Source organism: Bradyrhizobium sp. USDA 4354 (genome assembly GCF_054060315.1).
This window is the reverse complement of record NZ_JBSSDC010000001.1, coordinates 1,141,562-1,160,508: the sequence shown is the minus strand read 5'-3', so window position 1 is coordinate 1,160,508 and position 18,947 is coordinate 1,141,562. Positions and strand designations below refer to the sequence as shown.

At 63.7% G+C, this 18,947-nt stretch carries 18 protein-coding genes and 1 pseudogene; 13 read left to right on the top strand and 6 right to left on the bottom strand.

Going from position 1 to position 18,947, the window contains the following annotated elements:
* Nucleotides 1–354: 354 nt before the first annotated feature.
* Complete coding sequence (locus ACVIIV_RS05560; protein ID WP_456743290.1) at nt 355–531, bottom strand: hypothetical protein; 177 nt, start codon at nt 529–531, stop codon at nt 355–357.
* A gap of 168 nt (nt 532–699) precedes the next feature.
* On the opposite strand from ACVIIV_RS05560, the gene ACVIIV_RS05555 reads away from it, so the two are divergent.
* The 9 genes from ACVIIV_RS05555 (at nt 700) to ACVIIV_RS05515 (ending at nt 9,462) form a co-directional block, all read left to right on the top strand.
* Nucleotides 700–1,437, top strand: a complete 738-nt coding sequence (locus ACVIIV_RS05555) for a helix-turn-helix transcriptional regulator (RefSeq protein ID WP_212379558.1) — start codon at nt 700–702, stop codon at nt 1,435–1,437.
* 85 nt (nt 1,438–1,522) lie between these two features.
* Entirely contained in the window at nt 1,523–2,179 is a 657-nt protein-coding gene (locus ACVIIV_RS05550; RefSeq protein ID WP_456743289.1) for an acyl-homoserine-lactone synthase, read from the top strand.
* Between the two features lies 1 nt (nt 2,180).
* Nucleotides 2,181–2,399: a hypothetical protein gene (locus ACVIIV_RS05545; RefSeq protein WP_456743288.1), complete on the top strand. Its 219-nt coding sequence runs from the start codon at nt 2,181–2,183 to the stop codon at nt 2,397–2,399.
* A gap of 291 nt (nt 2,400–2,690) precedes the next feature.
* Nucleotides 2,691–3,608 (top strand): branched-chain amino acid ABC transporter permease, encoded by a 918-nt coding sequence (locus tag ACVIIV_RS05540; RefSeq protein ID WP_456743287.1) that lies wholly within the window; start codon nt 2,691–2,693, stop codon nt 3,606–3,608.
* Entirely contained in the window at nt 3,605–4,549 is a 945-nt protein-coding gene (locus ACVIIV_RS05535; RefSeq protein ID WP_456743286.1) for a branched-chain amino acid ABC transporter permease, read from the top strand. Before ACVIIV_RS05540 ends, ACVIIV_RS05535 begins: the two co-directional genes overlap by 4 nt.
* Entirely contained in the window at nt 4,542–5,309 is a 768-nt protein-coding gene (locus tag ACVIIV_RS05530; RefSeq protein WP_456743285.1) for an ABC transporter ATP-binding protein, read from the top strand. Before ACVIIV_RS05535 ends, ACVIIV_RS05530 begins: the two co-directional genes overlap by 8 nt.
* A complete protein-coding gene (locus tag ACVIIV_RS05525) occupies nt 5,302–6,015 on the top strand; it encodes an ABC transporter ATP-binding protein (RefSeq protein WP_456743284.1) in 714 nt (237 codons plus the stop codon). Before ACVIIV_RS05530 ends, ACVIIV_RS05525 begins: the two co-directional genes overlap by 8 nt.
* A 284-nt stretch (nt 6,016–6,299) precedes the next feature.
* On the top strand, nt 6,300–7,031 hold the full coding sequence (locus ACVIIV_RS05520; RefSeq protein ID WP_456743283.1) for a helix-turn-helix transcriptional regulator: 732 nt from the start codon (nt 6,300–6,302) through the stop codon (nt 7,029–7,031).
* 139 nt (nt 7,032–7,170) lie between these two features.
* Nucleotides 7,171–9,462 (top strand): TonB-dependent siderophore receptor, encoded by a 2,292-nt coding sequence (locus ACVIIV_RS05515; protein WP_456743282.1) that lies wholly within the window; start codon nt 7,171–7,173, stop codon nt 9,460–9,462.
* Nucleotides 9,463–9,511: 49 nt separating this feature from the next.
* On the opposite strand, the gene ACVIIV_RS05510 is transcribed toward ACVIIV_RS05515, so the two are convergent.
* From ACVIIV_RS05510 to ACVIIV_RS05500, 3 genes and pseudogenes are all read right to left on the bottom strand, one after another.
* Nucleotides 9,512–9,859 (bottom strand): hypothetical protein, encoded by a 348-nt coding sequence (locus ACVIIV_RS05510; protein WP_456743281.1) that lies wholly within the window; start codon nt 9,857–9,859, stop codon nt 9,512–9,514.
* Between the two features lie 312 nt (nt 9,860–10,171).
* On the bottom strand, nt 10,172–11,608 hold the full coding sequence (locus ACVIIV_RS05505; RefSeq protein WP_456743280.1) for a glutamine synthetase family protein: 1,437 nt from the start codon (nt 11,606–11,608) through the stop codon (nt 10,172–10,174).
* A gap of 181 nt (nt 11,609–11,789) precedes the next feature.
* Nucleotides 11,790–13,149: pseudogene (locus ACVIIV_RS05500) on the bottom strand (aromatic ring-hydroxylating dioxygenase subunit alpha).
* 114 nt (nt 13,150–13,263) lie between these two features.
* Here ACVIIV_RS05500 and ACVIIV_RS05495 point away from each other — a divergent pair.
* A complete protein-coding gene (locus tag ACVIIV_RS05495; protein WP_456743279.1) occupies nt 13,264–14,049 on the top strand; it encodes an IclR family transcriptional regulator domain-containing protein in 786 nt (261 codons plus the stop codon).
* 65 nt (nt 14,050–14,114) lie between these two features.
* Nucleotides 14,115–14,447 (top strand): PRC-barrel domain-containing protein, encoded by a 333-nt coding sequence (locus ACVIIV_RS05490; protein ID WP_456743278.1) that lies wholly within the window; start codon nt 14,115–14,117, stop codon nt 14,445–14,447.
* A gap of 36 nt (nt 14,448–14,483) precedes the next feature.
* On the opposite strand, the gene ACVIIV_RS05485 is transcribed toward ACVIIV_RS05490, so the two are convergent.
* Nucleotides 14,484–14,879: a group II truncated hemoglobin gene (locus ACVIIV_RS05485; protein WP_456743277.1), complete on the bottom strand. Its 396-nt coding sequence runs from the start codon at nt 14,877–14,879 to the stop codon at nt 14,484–14,486.
* Between the two features lie 250 nt (nt 14,880–15,129).
* Nucleotides 15,130–16,038, bottom strand: coding sequence for a helix-turn-helix transcriptional regulator (locus ACVIIV_RS05480; protein ID WP_456743276.1), 909 nt, complete (start codon nt 16,036–16,038; stop codon nt 15,130–15,132).
* Nucleotides 16,039–16,173: 135 nt separating this feature from the next.
* Between ACVIIV_RS05480 and ACVIIV_RS05475 the strand changes: the two genes are divergently transcribed.
* Both ACVIIV_RS05475 and ACVIIV_RS05470 read left to right on the top strand, forming a co-directional pair.
* Complete coding sequence (locus tag ACVIIV_RS05475; protein WP_456743275.1) at nt 16,174–17,715, top strand: benzoate-CoA ligase family protein; 1,542 nt, start codon at nt 16,174–16,176, stop codon at nt 17,713–17,715.
* Nucleotides 17,716–17,848: 133 nt separating this feature from the next.
* Nucleotides 17,849–18,931 carry an ISAs1 family transposase gene (locus ACVIIV_RS05470; RefSeq protein WP_456742802.1) on the top strand — a complete coding sequence of 361 codons (1,083 nt, stop codon included), beginning with the start codon at nt 17,849–17,851 and terminating at the stop codon, nt 18,929–18,931.
* The last annotated feature ends 16 nt before the right edge of the window (nt 18,932–18,947 follow it).

Genomic DNA, 18,947 nt, shown 5'->3' with positions numbered 1-18,947 from the left:
GGCGATCATCTCACGAGAGCGGCGATGTCATCCAGCGGCAAGTGTGTTGATGTGGACGCAAGTCCGGCGTCCCGGACGCGCTGCAACGCGTTTGGCATTGCGGCGCAGAGCCGGAACCCAGAAAGCCAGAGAGGAAGTTGCGGATGGATGGGCCCCGGCTCTGCAGCGCATCGTCGAAGAGACGCTGCGCTGCGTCTGGGGCACGCGAGCGCGGCCGCTTCATCAACCCTCTCCACAGTAGGAGAAGGAAGCCAAGCTTCGGTTTCAGAATGTTTCGGCTAAAACCAGCACGTTCAAATGGAAGGGCGTCGTCGCGCGATCTGTGGCTTCGGCGTCGTTTGTTGCGACTGCGTTCTAGCTCGCCGGGCCGTCGGGCGACACGCGGTCATCCAGCTCCGCGCGCTCGCTTTGCAGCACCTCGCGCGCAAACTCGATGATCTTCTGTTTGTTGGCCGTTTCGCGGACGGCAAAAAACACGCGGTTCAATTCCAGGCCGAGCACGCTGTTGAGGGCGATGTCCTCGTCTTGCATCGTGGTTTTCCCGCTTCCGACGCGTTCAGGTGTAACTTGACCTCACTTCTTCCACAAGTAGATTAAATCTTCGGAGCAGACGGAACACCGGCAAACTACGGGAGCAGCAAATTGAGGCAGCCCCCAAATACGTGTTATATGGGAAAGCGAGGTTCAGGAAACGCACCGATGTCCGCCGCAGATGCCGTAGATTATGGCCGGGAGGCGCTCGACTTCATCGAGGGGCTTAGCGCCTATACCAAGGTCCCGGACGCCGTGGATGCGCTTTCGACCGCGTTCGGTCGATACGGCTTCGAACACATCATCGTAACGGGCCTGCCCAATCCCGATCAGCGCTTCTCCCAGATGGTGCTCGCCAAGAAGTGGCCGGCGGAGTGGTTCAGCCTCTACACCCAAAAGAGCTACGACCGCGTCGATCCCGTGATCCGCAAATGCCGGCAGACGGTGAACCCTTTCGAGTGGTCCGAAGCGCCGTATGATCCGGAGCTAGAGCCGGGCGCGGTGGAGGTGATGCGGCGCGCCGCCGATTTCCGCATGTCGCGCGGCTTCGTCGTGCCGATCCACGGCTTGACCGGCTATGAGGCCGGCGTCTCGCTCGGTGGCGTCCATCTCGACCTCAACGCCCGCAGCAAGCCGGCGCTGCATCTGATCGCGATGTATGGCTTTGATCACATTCGCCGTCTGCTTGATCCGACGCCGCATCCGTCGACCCGGCTCACCCCCCGCGAGCGCGAGGTGCTCGCCTGGGCCTCGCAAGGCAAGTCCGCCTGGGAGATCGGCGAGATACTCAACATCACGCAACGCACGGCGGAAGAGCATCTTGCAACTGCCGCGCGCAAGCTCGGCGCCGTCAACCGGACGCATGCGGTCGCGATCGCGATCCGCCACAGAATCATCAGCCCTTGAAATCCTCGCCTACTGGGAAATTTCCCAATAGTCGGCTTTGCCTTTTTCGCTGAGGCTTCCCTCATTTCGAGCCATGGGGGAGTTCATGATTCATGTGATTTCTGCCGTCAACCGGCACCTCTACGAGGGCATCCTCGAACAGCATTTTCGGATTCGTCATGAGATCTTTGTCGAGGAGCGGAAATGGGAGGCGTTACGCAAGCCCGACGGCCGCGAGATCGATACCTACGACAATGAGGACACGGTCTACCTGCTGGCTCTCGCAAACGGCCGGGTGCTCGGCGGCTCACGCCTGTATCCGACCACCAAGCCGACGATGATGAGCCAGGTCTTCCCGCATCTCGCCGCGGTGCGCGGTTGCCCATCGGACCCGCTGGTCTGGGAGTGGTCGCGCTTCTTCGTTTCGCGCGAGCGCCGCGACGGCGTGTTCAATCTGCAATTGATGGCGGCAGCGCAGGAATTCTGTCTCGATCAGGGCATCGAGCGGCTCTGTCTCGTCATGGAGACTTGGTGGTTGCCGCGCTTTCATGACATCGGATTCGTCGTGACGCCGCTGGGATTACCGGCGCTGGTTGAGAATTCCTGGACCATGGCCGCGACGATCGATATCCGCCAGGAGTCGCTTGATATCGTGCGTGACCGTATCGGGATGACGAGCGTCGTCCAGCAGGACGGTCCGCGTATTGACTGCATCGCCCGTGCCAACCTCTGCGGCCTCGCCGCGCAACGAAAGAGCGCCTGAGATGTCGAACATGATGCGGGACAGCCAGATCATGGCGCAAATCCAAGACGAGAATCTCGGCTACATGTCGGACATGGCACTTGAGCTGGCGCAGATGGCGGACGATTCTGGATTGGCGACGCTCGCCTATCTGTTCCGAATGGCGGCACTGGAGGCCTCGACGGCCAACAGCGTGCTGGCCGAGCCGGACGACCTCCCCCGGCAAATGACGTCGCACTAGACTTCCCTGCATTCCGACAACCTTGCACCCTCTCTTCGGCCCGCCGGCGAGAGGGTGCTCGTTTGGGTGCGGCAGGTTGCCCCAGCCTGCACGGCAGCGTTCTTGCAAGATCGATTCGATCGCATGCATCGGCATGCAACAAAGTGCATGTTTGGTGTCGAATCGCTCTTGCCTCGGAACGATACTGCCATTACCCATTTTGCGGCCTTGAAGAGGCAAGGGGAGCTCTTTCACTGATGGCGACTGTGTTCGAACATCGGCGCGACGCTGCGTGCGCCTGAAAGAGTCTTGATGCTACTCGTCGTCGAACAGTTCTTGAACGGATTGCAGTTCGGTCTGCTGCTGTTCCTTCTCGCCGCAGGCCTGACGCTGGTGTTCGGGATCATGGATCTCGTCAACCTCGCGCACGGCTCGCTCTATATGATGGGCGCGTATTTCGCCGCGACCTTTGCAGCCTGGACCGGCAGCTTCCTGCTCGGCGCGCTGATGGCGTTAGGGGCCACGCTGGTGCTCGGTATCGCGCTGGAGGTGACGGCGCTCCGGCATCTCTATGGCCGCGACCATCTCGACCACGTGCTTGCCACCTTCGGCCTAATCCTGTTCTTCAATGAAGCCGTGCGGCTGATCTGGGGTCCGGCGGGCCTCGCGCTGCCGCTGCCGGCCTGGCTCACCGTGCCGGTGCCGATCCTGCCCGGCATTCACTATCCCGCCTATCGGCTCGCCATCATCGCGGTGGCGCTGCTGGTCGCGCTGCTGCTCTATCTCGGCGTGATGCGCACCCGCATCGGCATGCTGATCCGCGCCGGTGCTTCCAACCGCGAGATGATCGGCGCGCTCGGCATCAACATCAAGCTGCTCTACACGCTGGTGTTCGGCCTGGGCGCCGCGCTCGCGGGCCTTGCCGGCCTGATGCAGGCGCCAATTCTCACCGTGCAGATCGGCATGGGCGAGAACATCCTGATCCTTGCCTTCGTCATCATCGTGATCGGCGGCATCGGATCGATTCGCGGCGCGTTCCTGGCCGCGATCTTCGTCGGCATGATCGACACGCTCGGCCGTGCCTTCCTGCCTAACCTGCTCCGCCAGGTGCTGAGCGGCGCCGCTGCCTCCACCGCCGCGCCCGCGCTTTCCTCCATGCTGATCTACCTCTTGATGGCGATCGTGCTGGTGGTGCGCCCGGAGGGGCTGTTTCCGGCTAACCGTCGATGAAGGGTCTGAGCGTGAGCAAGGCCGTCACGGCCCTGATGCTGGCGGGCCTCGTGCTGCTGCCGCTCTATTCGTCTCTGTCCGGCAACATCTTCATCCTGACGCTGTTCACACGCATCATCATCCTGGCGCTGGCGGCGGCGAGCCTCAACCTCATCATGGGTTTTGGCGGCATGATGAGCTTTGGCCATGCCGCCTATCTCGGCATCGGCGGCTACGCCGTCGGCATGCTCGCGCAGGAAGGCGTCGGTTCCGGCTTCATCCAGTTCCCGGTCGCGCTCGCGGCCTCCGCGATCTATGCACTCGTGATCGGCGCGCTCTCGCTTCGCACCCGTGGCGTCTACTTCATCATGATCACGCTCGCCTTCGCCCAGATGGCCTATTACGTCGCTTCGGGCCTAGCGCGCTACGGCGGTGACGACGGCCTCACCATCTACAAGCGCAGCGATTTCTCCGGGCTGATCGATCTGTCGAACCGCACGCAGTTCTATTATCTTTGCCTCGCCTGCCTGTTCGGCGTCATCTTCCTGATCTGGCGCATCGTCAATTCGCGCTTCGGCCTCGTGGTGCAGGGCCTGCGCTCCAACGAGCAGCGTATGCAGGCGATCGGCTTCCCCGCCAAGCGCTACCAGCTGGTCTGCTTCGTCATATCAGGCACCATGTGCGGCCTTGCCGGCGCGCTGCTCGCCAACAACACCGATTTCGTCAGCCCGGCCGTGATGTACTGGACGCGCTCCGGCGACCTCATGGTAATGGTAATCCTGGGCGGCATGGGCACACTGTTCGGCCCGATCATGGGCGCGGTGGTGTTCCTGCTGCTTGAAGAATTCCTGTCGCAGATCACCGAATACTGGGCGCTTATCATGGGCCCGCTGCTGCTGTTGATCGTGCTGTTCGGCCGGGGCGGCATCATGGGCGTGCTCGGGAGGGCTGGCCGTGGCTGAACCCTTGCTCCGCGTCGAAAAGCTGGTGCGCCGCTTCGGCGGCATCATCGCGACCGACAACGTCTCGCTCGACGTCGCGGCCGGTGAGCTGCACGCCATCATCGGTCCGAACGGCGCCGGCAAGACCACGCTGATCAGCCAGCTCACCGGGCATCTCGCGCCGCATTCCGGCAGCGTCTCGCTGGCGGGACGCGACATCACATACTTGCCGGCTTATCGCCGCTGCGCGCTCGGTCTTGCGCGTTCGTTCCAGATCACCTCGCTGCTGCTCGACTTCACCGCCGCCGACAATGTCGCGCTGGCGGCGCAGGCGCATGCCGGCACCTCGTTCCGCTTCTTCGCCAACGCGCGCAAGGAGAAGGGCCTGCGCGATGCCGCGCACGCGGCGCTCGATCGGGTCGGTCTCGCCCATCGCGCCGATGTCGTGGTGAACAGGCTCAGCCATGGCGAGCGTCGCGAGCTCGAGCTTGCGGTCGCGCTCGCGAGCAAGCCGAAGCTGCTGCTGCTGGATGAGCCGATGGCCGGCCTCGGCGTCACCGAATCCCAGCGCATGGTGAAGCTGCTCCAGGAGCTGCGCAAGGAAGTCTCGATCGTCCTCGTCGAGCACGACATGCCGGCGGTGTTCGCGCTGGCCGACCGCATCTCGGTGCTGGTCTATGGCCGCGTCATCGCCTCCGGCGACCCGGCCGCGATCCGCCAGAACGAGGACGTCAAGCGCGCCTATCTGGGCGATCAGCATGTGGTGACGCATCATGGCTGACACGCTGCTCGACGTCGACGGCATCGAGACCTGCTACGGCCTCTCCCAGGTGCTGTTCGGCCTGTCGTTGTCGATCAAGCCGGGCGAGATGGTCTCGCTGATGGGCCGCAACGGCATGGGCAAGACCACGACGATCCGCTCCATCATGGGCCTGACGCCGGCACGCGCAGGCAGCATCCGCTTCGCTGGCGCCGAGGTACGACAGCTTCCGTCCTACAGGATTGCAAAGCTCGGCGTCGGCCTCGTTCCCGAGGGGCGTCAGATCTTCCCGAACCTCACCGTGCGCGAAAATCTGGTCGCGGCCGCGGCGGATCGCTTCAACACCAATAATCCCTGGACGTTCGCCGCGATCTACGTGCTGTTCCCCCGCCTTGCCGAGCGTGCCTCCAATATGGGCAACCAGCTCTCCGGTGGCGAGCAGCAGATGCTCGCGATCGGCCGCGCGCTGATGACGAATCCAAAGCTCCTGATCCTGGATGAGGCGACCGAAGGACTCGCGCCCCTGATCCGCGAGGAGATCTGGAACTGCCTGTCGCTGCTCAAGAGCCGGGGCCAGTCGATCCTGGTCGTCGACAAGAACGTCGACCATCTCGCCCGCATCTGCGATCGCCACTACATCATCGAGCGCGGCAAGACGGTGTGGAGCGGCACCTCCGACGAACTAATGGCCGCGCCGGACTTGCAGCACAAATATCTGGGAATCTGACGCATTCGTTGCCTTGGCTAGCGCAACGCAAGGTCGCTTCGAGCAAATCCAATTTCGAAATCCTCCAAACTGCCCGCTGAGCTCTTGAGCGCGCGGCCGTCAGCCGTCAAAGAGGTCACGGCGTTGTGGATTCGATGCGGGACTTCTACGAGCAAATTGGCGGCCGGCCTCAAGACGACATCGGTTCCGCACAGCAAGGGGCTTCAACGACAGCCCAGTGGCTGGACTTTCCGGGCTGCGTGTTTGTCAGAGGTGCGTTTCGAGCCGACGCCAGCGGCCGCGCGATGGCCGCGCCGGGTCTGTTCATCTCCGTGGCGTTCGACGTCAGTGCAGGCCGCGGCATCCTGACGCGCGCAACCGGCGAAAGGCAGATGACGGCGATTGCCGTGCGTGAATCCCTTGCCGTGGAACGCTTGGTTCGGTGTAACGAGCGACCTGCCATCGGCCTCGCGTTGCCCGAAGCTTCCATCGATCAGCTCGGACTCGGCGCTGAGTTTCGGGCGCTGTTCAAGGATGGGGAGGCCTATGCGGCCATCGTCTCGCTGGCCGCATCTGCGCGCGTGCAGGCCGTCGCGGCGGAAATGTTCTCGCCGCCGGTCGCCGGAAGCGCGGCGCAGTTGCTGTTGTCGGCGCAAGCCGCCGAGATCGTCGTCCATGTGTTGTTCGGCGAGAGCGGCCGGATCGTGGTCGATCCGGCAACAGACCTCCAGCGCATGCGGCTGCAATCGGTCAAGGAGCGGATGGACGCCGATCTTGCCTATCCTTGGAGCATCGACGAGCTGGCGCGGAACGCAGGCCTGAGCCGGCGATCCTTCAACCAGAAATTCCAGATCGCCCATGGCGAGAGCGCCATCGACTATCTCAGGGGCAAGCGGCTCGACGCCGCACGCGCTCTTCTGATTCATCAGCGCTTGTCGGTCACCGAAGCGGCCTATCGGGTCGGCTATGCCCATCCGGCGAACTTCGCGACGGCCTTCCGCAGGCGCTTCGGTCATTCGCCGAGCCGCTGTCGATAGCGGCGACCGATCGGCTGCCTGCGACCTCAGTCTTGAAGGCCTCCACGTGGAGTCAAAGGCGATTTGCACAGTCGCAAAGGCGGCGTGCGCCTCGATCTGGTTACTCCGGGTCGTCTAAAGGCGGAACTCGGGGAAGACGATGAGGCGCGACGACGGACAGACGTTCGGTTGGGAACGTGTGGTGAAGGCTGGTCTGGGCGTGGCCGGTCTGGGAGTGGTGTTGCAGGCAACACCGACCCTTGCACAGGTCTCCGGAACCAATTCGGCATCGACGGCGGCAACGTTGCCGCCCGTCACTGTGGAGGCGCCGAACCAGGCACGTCCGCGTGCCCAGTCTGCCCAGCGCGCATCACAATCGCAGCGCGGCCGCGTCGCGGCGCAACGCAATGCCGCTTCCGGGCAAGCCAGAAACCCGGACGCGCGCGAGGCAGTCAGCGGCCGCGCCAACGTGTCGAGCGAGAACAGCTATGTTGCAAGCAGCAGCTCTGCCGGCACCAAGACCAATACACCATTGCTCGAGACGCCGCAGTCGATCTCGGTGGTGACACGCAAGGAGCTCAACGATCGCGCCGTGCAGACGCTAACCGAAGCGGTCGGCTATGAACCGGGTGTCCGCATCGATGCCTCCGGCTATGATCCGCGTTTCGATGCCATCTCGATCCGCGGCTTCGACATCACCTATAACGGCGTCTATCTCGATGGCTTGCGCCTGGTCGGCGCCGGTCTCGGCGTGTTCAAGACCGAGCCCTATGGGGTCGACAGCATCACCGTGGTCCGCGGCCCGAGCTCGGCGCTCTACGGTCTCGGCTCGCCAGGCGGACTGATCGATCTGCAAAGCAAGCTGCCGACCAGTCAGCCGTTCCACGAGGTGCAGACGCTGTTCGGCGACCGCGATCGCGTTCAGGGCAATTTCGATTTCTCGGGGCCGATCGATCCCAACGGCCAGTTCTCTTATCGGCTCACTGGCTTCGTGCGCGACGCCGACGTGTTCGTGCCGGGGGGCAAGGACAATCGCACCTATGTCGCTCCCGCCGTCACTTGGAGACCGGACCAATCGACGACCCTCACGCTTCTCGGCGCCTATCAGAAATCGAAAACGCCGGGCTCGATGTTCACCTATTCGGCCGGCACCGGGACCACCACGGACATCTTCACCGGCAGTCCGTCCTACAATTCGCTCGATCAGGAGCAGGGGCGCGTCGGCTACCTGTTCGAGCACGCGTTCAACAACGCCGTGACGGTTCGCCAGAAGTTCCGCTACGTCGATCTCGACGCGGTCACCCGCTATGTCGGCTTTCTCGGCGCTCCGGTCGGCAATGTCGTGTCGCGCTATACCGGCTACGTCCACGATACGCTGCAATCGGCCATCATGGACAACCAGGTCGAGGCAAAGCTCTCCACCGGCCCCGTGCAGCACACGCTCCTGGTCGGCACTGACTATACCTCTTCGAAGTTCACCGACAAGCAGGGGTTCGGCTTCGGCGTGTCCGATCTCAATCTGGCCGCGCCGGTCTATGCACCGGAATCCATTCCTGATCCCGCGATCTCCTCGTCCACCGCGCAGCGGCAAACCCAGTCCGGCCTCTACATTCAGGACCAAGCCAAGCTCGACCACTGGATCCTGACGTTGAGCGGCCGTAGCGACTGGGTCCGCACCACAAGCGAGGACCTGTTCGCGCTGACAAGACAGACGCAGTCCGATCAGGCCTATAGCGGGCGGGCCGGCCTGACCTATGTGTTCGATTCCGGCGTGGCGCCCTACGTTGCCTATTCGACGTCGTTCTTTCCCAATCTCGGCGTCGATCCCTCCGGCGCGTTCTTCAAGCCGACCACCGGCAAGCAGACCGAGATTGGCGTGAAGTATCAGCCGCAGGGGACGAGGAGCTTCATCACCGCCGCGGTGTTCGACCTGATCCAGGACGGCGGGCTGGTCACGACAGGTACGGGCGTGACGGTTCAGCGCGGCGAGATTCAAAGCCGCGGCTTCGAATTGCAGGGGCTCGCGAGCCTTGGCAATGGTTTCGACATCACCTCGTCCTACACCTATCTCGACATGGTCACCAAGCAGGCCGGCGACAGCGCGTTGGTCGGCAAGTTTCCGTCGGGCAATCCTCCGCACACGGCAACGCTATGGGGCAATTACGCATTGCCGCTGGCCGGCCCGTTCGCGGGGCTGAGCATCGGTGGCGGCGTGCGCTACATGTCCTGGAGCTATGGTGACGATCTGAACACGTTCAGGAACAGCTCGGTGACGCTGGTCGACGCAGCGCTGAAGTATGATTTTGGCCAGGCGGCGAAGGAGCTGAAGGGGCTTCAGCTCCAGGTCAACGCCAAGAACCTGTTCAATCTGCACTACACGACGTGCCAGGTCGGTTATTGCTACCGTGGCGCGCCGCTAACCGTGATCGCCACGCTCGGCTATCGCTGGTGAGTGCCGTTCCGGCCCCGTTGCGCAATTGCGCACGGGGCGGGGACGATATTCACCAATAGATCCCGTGGCGGTGTAGCTCGCGGATCACGCGGGACTCGACCGACGGTGCGCGCCGCTTCGGCTTGGTCGTGGTCTGGATCGGTGCGGCTGACGCGGCTGTCGTCGCCGTGGCGGTTGGTGTCGTTGCGATGGGGGGCGTCGTCGCTGTTTGCGTGGTCGCAGGCTGTGCCGCTGCCGGCGACTGTGTCGCTTGCGGCGTGCCACCCGTCTGCGTGGCGGGCTGCTCGGTTGCCTGTTGATTCGCGGTGCTCGCCGCAAGGCTCAGGCTGCGCACGCCGCCGGCATAGGCCTGGGTCGTGAGCAGCGACATAGCAGCGATCAGGATGAGTTTGCACATGGCCATCCCCATTATCGGTCAACCAAACTTACCCAATCGCACCCGCTAACGTGCCAGCCGATGCGTACCAATCTCGATCAGGGTCCCCCTGCAGGACCAGCGATAGACCAGCTGAACAATTGACCCAACATGATCGAACTCCACTGTTGATCATGGAGCGGCAGCATAGACCCTGCATCTTTCAGGCGGTTTTCGCCGCGAGCGGAAAATGGCTTCGTCGGACGGGGCGAGATGTCGTCGGGAACAGGGACGACGAAGTCGCTTCACGGGCATGTGAGGGGTGAACCCCTCTCCCCCATTGAGCGGCGGCTTTCAAAACACCTCGAAATATTCGCGATGCTCCCAGTCGGTTACTTCAGACAGGAAGCGATCGATCTCGGCGTTTTTGATGTGGGTGTAGTAGTCGACGAATTCGGCCCCGAGCGTCTCGCGGAAGAAAGGATCGTCCTTCAGCGCGGCGACGGCATCGCGCAGCGATTTCGGCAATGGCGGCGCTTTGGTCTCGTAAGGCGTGTCGGCCGAAGGGCCGGGATCGAGCTTGCGGTCGACGCCGTCGAGGCCTGAGAGAATCTGCGAGGCCATGTAGAGATAGGGATTGGCGGCGGGCTCGCCGATGCGGTTCTCCAGGCGCGTTGCGGCATCGCCGGCGCCTCCGAGCACGCGGATCATCACGCCGCGATTGTCGCGGCCCCAGATTGCGCGGTCCGGGGCCAGCGAATAGGACCGATAGCGCTTGTAGCCATTGATGGTCGGGGTCGTGAACACGGTCGATGCGCGGGCGTGATCAAGCAGGCCGGCGAGATAGGCCTTGCCGAATGCGCTGAGCGGTTCGCCGCCGTCCTTCGTCATGAACAGGTTGTCGCCGCTCGCACGCGAGACGACTGACTGATGCAGGTGCCAGCCGCTCGCGAACACGTTCGGCAGTTTTGGGCGGCACATGAAGGTGGCGTGATAGCCGTGGCGGCGGGCAATCTGCTTCACGGCGCTGCGGAACAGCACCATGTTGTCGGCGGGCTCCAGGCCCTTCTTCGGCGCGAAGGTGAATTCGCACTGGCTCGGCCCGAACTCCACCTCGACTGAGCGCAAGGGCAGTCCCAGCGCGACGATGTTGCGCCGCAAAATCTCCAGCACCGACTCCATCTGATCGAAGCGCTGCTCGGTGAGGTATTGATAGCCGTGGCTGAGCAGGCTGACCGAGGGCGGCGTGCCGGGCTGGCCGGCGTCCTCGGGCCGCATATGCGGGTCGTCGAGCCTGAAGATGTGGAATTCCACCTCGATGCCTGCGACGAAGTCGTGACCGCGCGTGCCAAGTTCATCGAGCACGCGCTTGTAGAGCCCGCGCGTCGCGAACGGCACCTGGCGGCCGTCGTTGAAATAGAGGTCGCACAGCACCCAACCTGTGGTGGGCGCCCACGGCAGCACGCGAAACGTGGTGGGATCGGCGACCATCAGCACATCGGCCGCGCCTTCCATCTCCTTCATGCCGAAGCCGCCGCCTGACGTGAACACCGGAAACACCGTGCGGTGCGAGGTATCCTTGGCGAGCATGGTGGTGGTGATGGAGCAACCGCTTTCCAGAGAGGCGATCGCTTCGGAGGCGACGATGGTCTTGCCGCGCAAGATGCCGTGCTGGTCGGGGAAGGCGAGGCGAATGACCTCGAGGTTCTTCTCCTCTGTGATGCGGCGTATGCGCGTCGCCGCGTCCTTCTGCTCATCCGACCACAGCGCATGGCGCGCGACGAAAGTCACTTTGGAGCTCCTCCAGTCGTGAGGCGCGAAGCATGCGCCACATTCTCCGTCATTGCGAGGAGCCCGCGACAAAATTGCAAGGCAATTTTGCGCTGGTGCGACGAAGCAATCCAGAGTCTCTCCGGAGAGGCAGCCTGGATTGCTTCGCTTCGCTCGCAATGACGAGGTTGGACCGTCACCCTCACTCCGCCGCGGTCAGCCGATGCACCTTGCCTTCGATCTCCTTCGGCGCAGGCGCCGTCCAGGGCGCGCCGCGGCGACGCTTGACGTCGACCTCCATCCAGTAGGTCTCCCAGCCCCGCGTCGGCCCGATGCCGTCCATGGTCGCCGGCCCCTGGATGCTGCGTGCGTTGCTTTTCGTCGAGATGCAGCATCGGCCTCTCGCCGCCCTGGACCTTCTCGATCTCCTGCCGCAGCAGGCGGCGGTATTGCACGATCGCCTTGTCGCTCTGTCCGAGATGCTCCTTGGTGCGGTCCTGGATCGCACCCATCGACTCCACCGCCCATTGGTCGTGGACATTGATATCGTTGCCCATGCCGGTATAGGTCGCGGTCTGCTGTTCGTGCGGATCGAAACCGTAATCGTTGCTGCGGTTCTTGCGTGACTTGTAGTCGGGCAGCTCATAGAGTTCGAGCCGCTGGTCGCGCATCTTCTGCTTGTCGACCGGGTTCGTGTAGCTGGTGAAGATCGCGTACCAGTAGCAGTTCTCGTCGTCGACCGGCACGTGCCACTGCGTGATCGTCATCTCCGTGCTCATGGGAATGACGAAGCCGTGCGGGAACATCTGGTTGGTGACGCGCACGTGCGTCCGCTCCTCGTCGATCTCGCGCAGCGCGATCAGCCGAAGGCCATATTCGGTGTGCTCGACATTGATGATCGGGCGGTCGTATTCGCGCAGGATTTTCGTCATCGGCAGGTCGCTGCCGGCCGAGGCGCCGCGGAATTGCTTGCCGTAGGCGGCGGACGTGTCTTCGTCCTCGAAGAAGCGGTGCAGATAGGAGGCATGCGCGGGATCGATGCCGACTTCCAGCGCCTGCAGCCAGTTGCAGGCCATGTGGCCCTTGAACGCAAAAGTGTGCGGGCCGGGCGCGACGAAACAGTCGATCTCCGGGAATGCAGGTGGCTTGCCCTCGCCGAGATAGGCCCAGAGGATGCCGCTCTTCTCGACCACCGGATAAGAGCGCTGGCGGATGTTCTGGCAGAGTCTTGAATCCTTCGGCTCGGCCGGCGTCTCGATACATTGGCCGGTGGTGTCGAACAGCCAGCCGTGGAAGGCACAGCGCAGGCCGCCATTTTCGAGCCGGCCAAAAGCGAGGTCGGCACCGCGATGCGCGCAGTGGCGGTCGATCAGGCCGTAGCGTCCGGTCTCGTCGCGGAACAGCACCAGGTTCTCGCCGAGCAGTTTTACGGGACGGATCGGCCGCGCACCTTCCAGCTCGTCGACCAGCGCCGCCGGCTGCCAGTAGCTCCGCATCAGCTTTCCGCAGGGGTCCTTCGGACCGGTGCGGGTGATCAGGTCGTTCTGCTCCTGGCTCATCATGACGAGTGCATTCCCTTGTGGAGTGGCGCTTGTTCGTCTATTGAACGAATGGGCGAATTATGACATGCCTTGGATCGGCAGCAAGCACTATTTTGCAGGATTGTCCCTGGCACCATGCCCAAGCTGAAGCGGAGTGAGGCTGACGAGCGCCCGACGGATTTCGTGGAGGCCCTGGACCGCGGCCTGCGCCTGCTTCAGTGCTTCGGCACGACCGCAGGCCCGATGACGCTGAGCGATCTTGCCCGCGCTGCCGACCTTCCGCGCGCGACCGCGCGGCGCATGCTGTTCACGCTGCAGCGTGGCGGTTTTGTCAGCGGCGACGGAAAACTGTTCTCGCTGACGCCGCATGTGCTGACGCTGGCGGCGTTCTACCTGCGATCCAACCAGCTCGTCACGGTAATGCAACCGGTGCTCGATCGCGTCGCCACTGCGGCGAATGAAATCTCCTCGCTCGCGGTGCTCGACGGTGACGAGGTCGTCTTCATCGCCCGCAGCAGCCCGGCGCGCATGTTCTCGGGCGGGCTGGAAATCGGCTACCGCCTGCCGTCCTTCTGCACCTCGGTTGGCCGCGCCATGCTCGGCCGGCTCGACGATGCCGATCTCGCCGCGCGCCTGAAGACGATGAAGCGGGAGGCGTTGACGCCGCAGACGGTGACAGATCCGAAGGCGCTGCTCGCGCGCATCGCCGCAGACCGCGCACAGGGCTATGCGCTGGTCGACCGCGAGGCCGAACCGCATTTCCGCTCGATCTCGGTCCCCGTCCGCCGCTACGACGACGTGATCGTCGCCGCCATCAACATGGGCGCCCATGTCGATCGCGTGCCGGCGCAGGAACTGATCGACCGCTTCCTGCCGCTGCTGCGCGAAGGCGCGGAGGCCGTGCGTCCGCAGCTTCTGTAGCTGCTCCCGCCGCCTCGAAACCGGTGCTATAATAGCCGTAAGCACAAGAGAATAGGGAGGACACCATGAACCACACCATGGTTCCCAGTGATCGCGTGGAGCATGTCGCCGTCTACGGACGCGACGGCACGAAGCTCGGCACGATCGAGCGGCTGATGCTCGACAAGATGAGCGGAATGGTGGCCTATGCCGTGATCAAGACCGGCGGGCTGCTCGGTACACGTCACCATTATCCTCTCCAGTGGAGCGCGCTGAAATACGATCCAGGGCGGCAGGCGTTTCAGATCGAGCTGACGCTGGACGAGCTCAGCAGCGGCCCTTGCGAGTTCGATGGCGACGCGTTCGACTGGGGCGATCGCTCGCGGCCGTACCCGCATCCGCACTATTGGTCGATCTAGCTGCGTCGGAAGTATTGTTAGCCCGGGTGAGCAGCGTCACGGCCGGTTGCGCATCCAGTCGGCGAGGCCCGACAGCGCCTTGTCGAGATCCCGTCGCGCTGCGCCATCTGTCACCGTCTCCTCCAGCGCGCCGCGCATGCAGAGGATCCACGCGTCGCGCTCGGCATCGCCGATGGCGAAGCCGATATGCCGCTGGCGCAGCCTCGGATGGCCCTTCTCGACGGAGTAGAGTCGCGGGCCGCCGGTCCATTCGGTGAGATAGCGCTTCAAGACGTCCCTGATCAGGCCGAGGTCGTCCGCGTGCATGGCGCGGATGATCTGCGCCTCCGGCAGCGTGTCCATCCGCTCGTAGAAGCGGTCGACCAGACGATCAATCGTGGCGCTGCCGCCGATCCGCTCGAACATGGAGATGGTGACGTCGCTATCGGTCATCAGGGGTCCCAGCTGCTGGTTGGCCCCGATATAGTGCCATTATGGCGTGCCCACAAACTCCACTGTCGTCCCGGACAAGCGAGCCTTAGCGAGCGCTGAGCCGGACCCATAGCCACAGGAAGTTGTTTTGCGATGACTCGTGGTTACCAGCTCGCGCAACGACCTCTCCCTGGGGATATGGGCCCGGATCTGCGCGCGCTTGTGGCGCGCTTGTCCGGGACGACAGCGGAGCGTTTGGATACAACTCGCCCTACAGCGCTACGCTGCGCAGACCGAAGCTGCGCGCTTCGTTTTGCAGCACCGGCCGCACCGCATCGATCAGCCGTGCAGCAGCGGCATCGACCGATAGCCCCGCCGTATCCACCACCACGGTCGCGCGCGAGTAAAGCGGCTCGCGGCTGAGCAGGATGTTGCGCAGCTCCGCCATCGCGGAGCGATCATCCGCCATCGGGCGCAGATCGCCCTGGCGGCGCACGCGCGCCATGTGCTCTTCCGGCTCGGCCTTGAGCCAGATCGTGTAGAACGAGGTCAGGATCTGGTCGAAGGTCAGCGGTTCGGAGACGATGCCGCCGCCGGTCGCCAGCACCATCAGCTCGTTGCGCGCGAGCAGCTGTTGCAGCGCCGCCTGCTCCATGCGGCGAAAGCCTTCCTGGCCGTAGAGCGCGATGATCTCGGCGACCGAGAGCCCGTTCTGCTGCTCGACCTCCTTGTTGAGCTCGACAAAGCTCCAGCCGATCTTTTTCGCCAGCATCCTGCCGAGCGTGGACTTTCCGGCGCCGCGCAGGCCGATCAGCGCGATGCCGCAGAATGGCGCGCGCCGCGGCGCGGAGGCACTGCCGCCGGCGAGCAGATCTTTTGCTTGCGCGATTTGCGCCGGCGTCGCCTTGCGCAAGAGATCGCGAAACATCTGCCAGTCCGGCGTTGGATCGGCGCTAGGCAGCAGGTCTTCGAGGTGTGCGCCCATCGCGTCGGAGACGCGGCGCAGCAGCACGATCGAGACATTGCCCTTGCCGCTTTCGAGCTGCGCGATGTAGCGCTCCGAAATCCCCGATACCTTGGCGAGCACTTTGCGCGACATGCCGCGCAGCGCACGCATGGTGCGCACGCGTTGGCCGAGCTGTTCGAGAAATCGGGATTCGGCGTCGGGACTTTCGGTCATGAGCCTTCTTTACGGATGCCTCTTGAAGGATGTCCTGCGGCGCGTTTTAATGAAACATAGTGCCTGCTGGCATTGACAGCAAGCCAATGCGGTGTCTTTCTATGAATTATAATTCTAAATTCGGGGGAGATGTCCGTGAGCGAGGGATCCTATAACGCGGTGACCTGGCTGCTCGACCGTAACGTTGAGGAGGGCCGGGGCAACAAGCTCGCCTTCGACGACACTGTCTCGCGGCTCACCTATGGCGAGCTCCAGCGCGAGACCCGGCGCGCCGCCAACATGCTGCGCCGGCTCGGCGTCCGCCGCGAGGAGCGCGTGGCGATGATCATGCTGGACACCGTCGATTTCCCGGTGGTGTTTCTCGGCGCGATCCGCGCCGGCATCGTGCCGGTGCCGCTCAACACGCTGCTGACTGCGGACCAGTACGCCTACATCCTCGCCGACTGCCGTGCGCGGGTGCTGTTCGTGTCGGAGGCGCTCTATCCTGTCATCAAGGACGTGGTCGGCCGCATGCCGGATCTCGAGCATGTCGTGGTGTCCGGCGCCAAGCAGAATGGCCACAAGCAGCTTGCGGAGGAGATCGCGGGCGAAAGCGACCAGTTCACCACCGCCGCGACGCACCCCGATGAGCCCGCGTTCTGGCTCTACTCATCCGGCTCGACCGGCATGCCCAAGGGCGTGCGCCATATCCATTCCAACTTGCAGGCGACCGCCGACACCTATGCCAAGCAGGTGCTCGGTATCCACGAGAGCGACGTGTGCCTGTCCGCGGCAAAATTGTTCTTCGCCTATGGCCTCGGCAACGCGCTGACCTTTCCGATGTCGGTCGGCGCCAGCGTCATCCTGAACAGCGAGCGGCCGACGCCGGCGCGCATGTTCGACCTGATGAACCGCTACAATCCCTCGATCTTCTACGGCGTGCCGACGCTGTTCGCCGCGATGCTCAACGACGAGTCCATGAAAGCCGAGCGCGGCGGCAAGAGCTTGCGCATCTGCACCTCCGCCGGCGAGGCGCTGCCGGAATCGGTCGGCCTCAGCTGGAAGGCGCGCTTCGGCGTCGACATCCTCGACGGCGTCGGGTCGACCGAGCTGCTGCACATCTTCCTGTCGAACGCGCCTGGCGACATCAAATATGGCTCCTCCGGCAAGCCGGTGCCGGGCTATGCGGTGCGGCTCGTCAACGAGGCCGGCCAGGACGTGGCCGACGGCGAGGTCGGCGAGCTCCTGGTCGATGCGCCCTCGGCCGGCGAGGGCTACTGGAACCAGCGTCACAAGAGCCGCCGCACCTTCGAGGGACCGTGGACCCGCACCGGCGACAAATATGTTCGTGACGCGGATGGCCGCTACACCTTCTGCGGCCGCGCCGACGACATGTTCAAGGTGTCCGGCATCTGGGTCTCGCCCTTCGAGGTCGAGAGTGCATTGATCACGCATCCGGCCGTCTTGGAGGCCGCCGTTGTCCCCGAGGCCGATCCGGAAGGACTGCTGAAGCCCAAGGCCTTCGTGGTGCTGCGGCCGGGCGCAACAACGACGGACTTGCAGGAGATGCTCAAGGAGCACGTCAAGCAGAAGATCGGCCCGTGGAAATATCCACGCTGGATCGAGGTGGTGGAGTCCTTGCCGAAGACGGCGACGGGGAAGATCCAGCGGTTCAAATTGCGGGAAGGGGCGCATTGATGGTGCAGGCAGCGAACTCGCTTCCTTACCCTCCCCTGGAGGGTAGGGGAATCGCATATGGCGTTGGCGGGGTGTTGCCAAGCGGCTGGAACTGGATTCTTTGGGTGTCTCTCGATTCCCGAGGGAGCCCTAAATGCGCAAGCTCAAGCGCCTGTTTCGACCGCTCAAGGATCCGCGCGCCAGCAACAGCCGACACGATCTGGTGGATATCCTTGTCATTGCATTGGCGGCTACGCTGGCTGGCGCCAAGACCTGCACCGAGTTCGAGTTCTTCGGCCAAGGCCGCGAGGAACTGTTGCGGCGATTCCTGGAGCTTAGGCACGGTATTCCGAGCCACGATACGTTCAGCAACGTCTTCCGTGCGCTGGACCCGAAAGGTCTGGAAGCGGTTTTGCGCAAGTTCAGCAAGAGCTTCGGCATCGAGGGCGTGGTCAGCATCGACGGCAAGGCTCTGCGCGGAGCCTTCGCGCGTGGCCGGCAGGCCACGCCGCTGCATATGGTCAACGTCTGGGCGGCCGGCACGCGTATGGCGTTGGCTCAGCGGAAGGCCCCCAATCGCAACGAGGTTGCTGGAGCTCTCGAAGTCCTCGCGCTGCTCGATCTGGACGGAGCTCTTGTCACCGCCGACGCCTTGCATTGCCGGCCCGATACCGCGCAAGCCATCCGCGACCGGAAGGGGCACTACGTGTTGGCCATCAAGAGCAATCGTGGCCGGCTCTTCAAGGCCGCCAAGACGCTGGTCGACACAGCCCGAAAGGCTGCGCGAGCGAGTCAACGAAGGGCCACCGCCCACGGCCGCATCGAACGCCGGCAGGCCATCATCGCGCCGGCGCCACAGTTGGCGAAGCAATACGACTTCCCTGCTATCGCCGCCGTCGGCCGCATCGACAGTTGGCGCGCCAACTCGGGCAAGACCGCCAAGCATACGGTCCGATATTTCCTGGCCTCGCGCCTGCTGTCGGCCAAAAAGCTGCTCGAGGCCGTGCGCGCCCACTGGAGCATCGAGAACAACCTGCACTGGGTTCTCGACGTTCTGTTCGACGAGGACGCCTGCCGCAGCCGCAAGGATCACGCTGCGGAAAATCTCGCTCTTATTCGCAAGCTGGCCATCAATGCCCTGCAGGCAACGCCCGGTCCCGCGCGCATCAGCCACAAAATGCTCCAGGCCAGATGGAATAACGACTTCCTTCTCTCCACTCTCGCCCATATGCGATAGCCCTACCCTGGAGGGG

Bases quoted from the DNA above. Each gene is read 5' to 3' on its own strand.
- ACVIIV_RS05540 (WP_456743287.1), top strand. From the start codon at position 2,691: ATGCTACTCGTCGTCGAACAGTTCTTGAACGGATTGCAGTTCGGTCTG.
- ACVIIV_RS05545 (WP_456743288.1), top strand. From the start codon at position 2,181: ATGTCGAACATGATGCGGGACAGCCAGATCATGGCGCAAATCCAAGAC.
- ACVIIV_RS05470 (WP_456742802.1), top strand. From the start codon at position 17,849: ATGCGCAAGCTCAAGCGCCTGTTTCGACCGCTCAAGGATCCGCGCGCC.
- ACVIIV_RS05515 (WP_456743282.1), top strand. From the start codon at position 7,171: ATGAGGCGCGACGACGGACAGACGTTCGGTTGGGAACGTGTGGTGAAG.
- ACVIIV_RS05490 (WP_456743278.1), top strand. From the start codon at position 14,115: ATGAACCACACCATGGTTCCCAGTGATCGCGTGGAGCATGTCGCCGTC.
- ACVIIV_RS05525 (WP_456743284.1), top strand. From the start codon at position 5,302: ATGGCTGACACGCTGCTCGACGTCGACGGCATCGAGACCTGCTACGGC.
- ACVIIV_RS05510 (WP_456743281.1), bottom strand. From the start codon at position 9,859: ATGTGCAAACTCATCCTGATCGCTGCTATGTCGCTGCTCACGACCCAG.
- ACVIIV_RS05555 (WP_212379558.1), top strand. From the start codon at position 700: ATGTCCGCCGCAGATGCCGTAGATTATGGCCGGGAGGCGCTCGACTTC.
- ACVIIV_RS05480 (WP_456743276.1), bottom strand. From the start codon at position 16,038: ATGACCGAAAGTCCCGACGCCGAATCCCGATTTCTCGAACAGCTCGGC.
- ACVIIV_RS05560 (WP_456743290.1), bottom strand. From the start codon at position 531: ATGCAAGACGAGGACATCGCCCTCAACAGCGTGCTCGGCCTGGAATTG.
- ACVIIV_RS05495 (WP_456743279.1), top strand. From the start codon at position 13,264: ATGCCCAAGCTGAAGCGGAGTGAGGCTGACGAGCGCCCGACGGATTTC.
- ACVIIV_RS05550 (WP_456743289.1), top strand. From the start codon at position 1,523: ATGATTCATGTGATTTCTGCCGTCAACCGGCACCTCTACGAGGGCATC.
- ACVIIV_RS05535 (WP_456743286.1), top strand. From the start codon at position 3,605: ATGAAGGGTCTGAGCGTGAGCAAGGCCGTCACGGCCCTGATGCTGGCG.
- ACVIIV_RS05520 (WP_456743283.1), top strand. From the start codon at position 6,300: ATGGCCGCGCCGGGTCTGTTCATCTCCGTGGCGTTCGACGTCAGTGCA.
- ACVIIV_RS05485 (WP_456743277.1), bottom strand. From the start codon at position 14,879: ATGACCGATAGCGACGTCACCATCTCCATGTTCGAGCGGATCGGCGGC.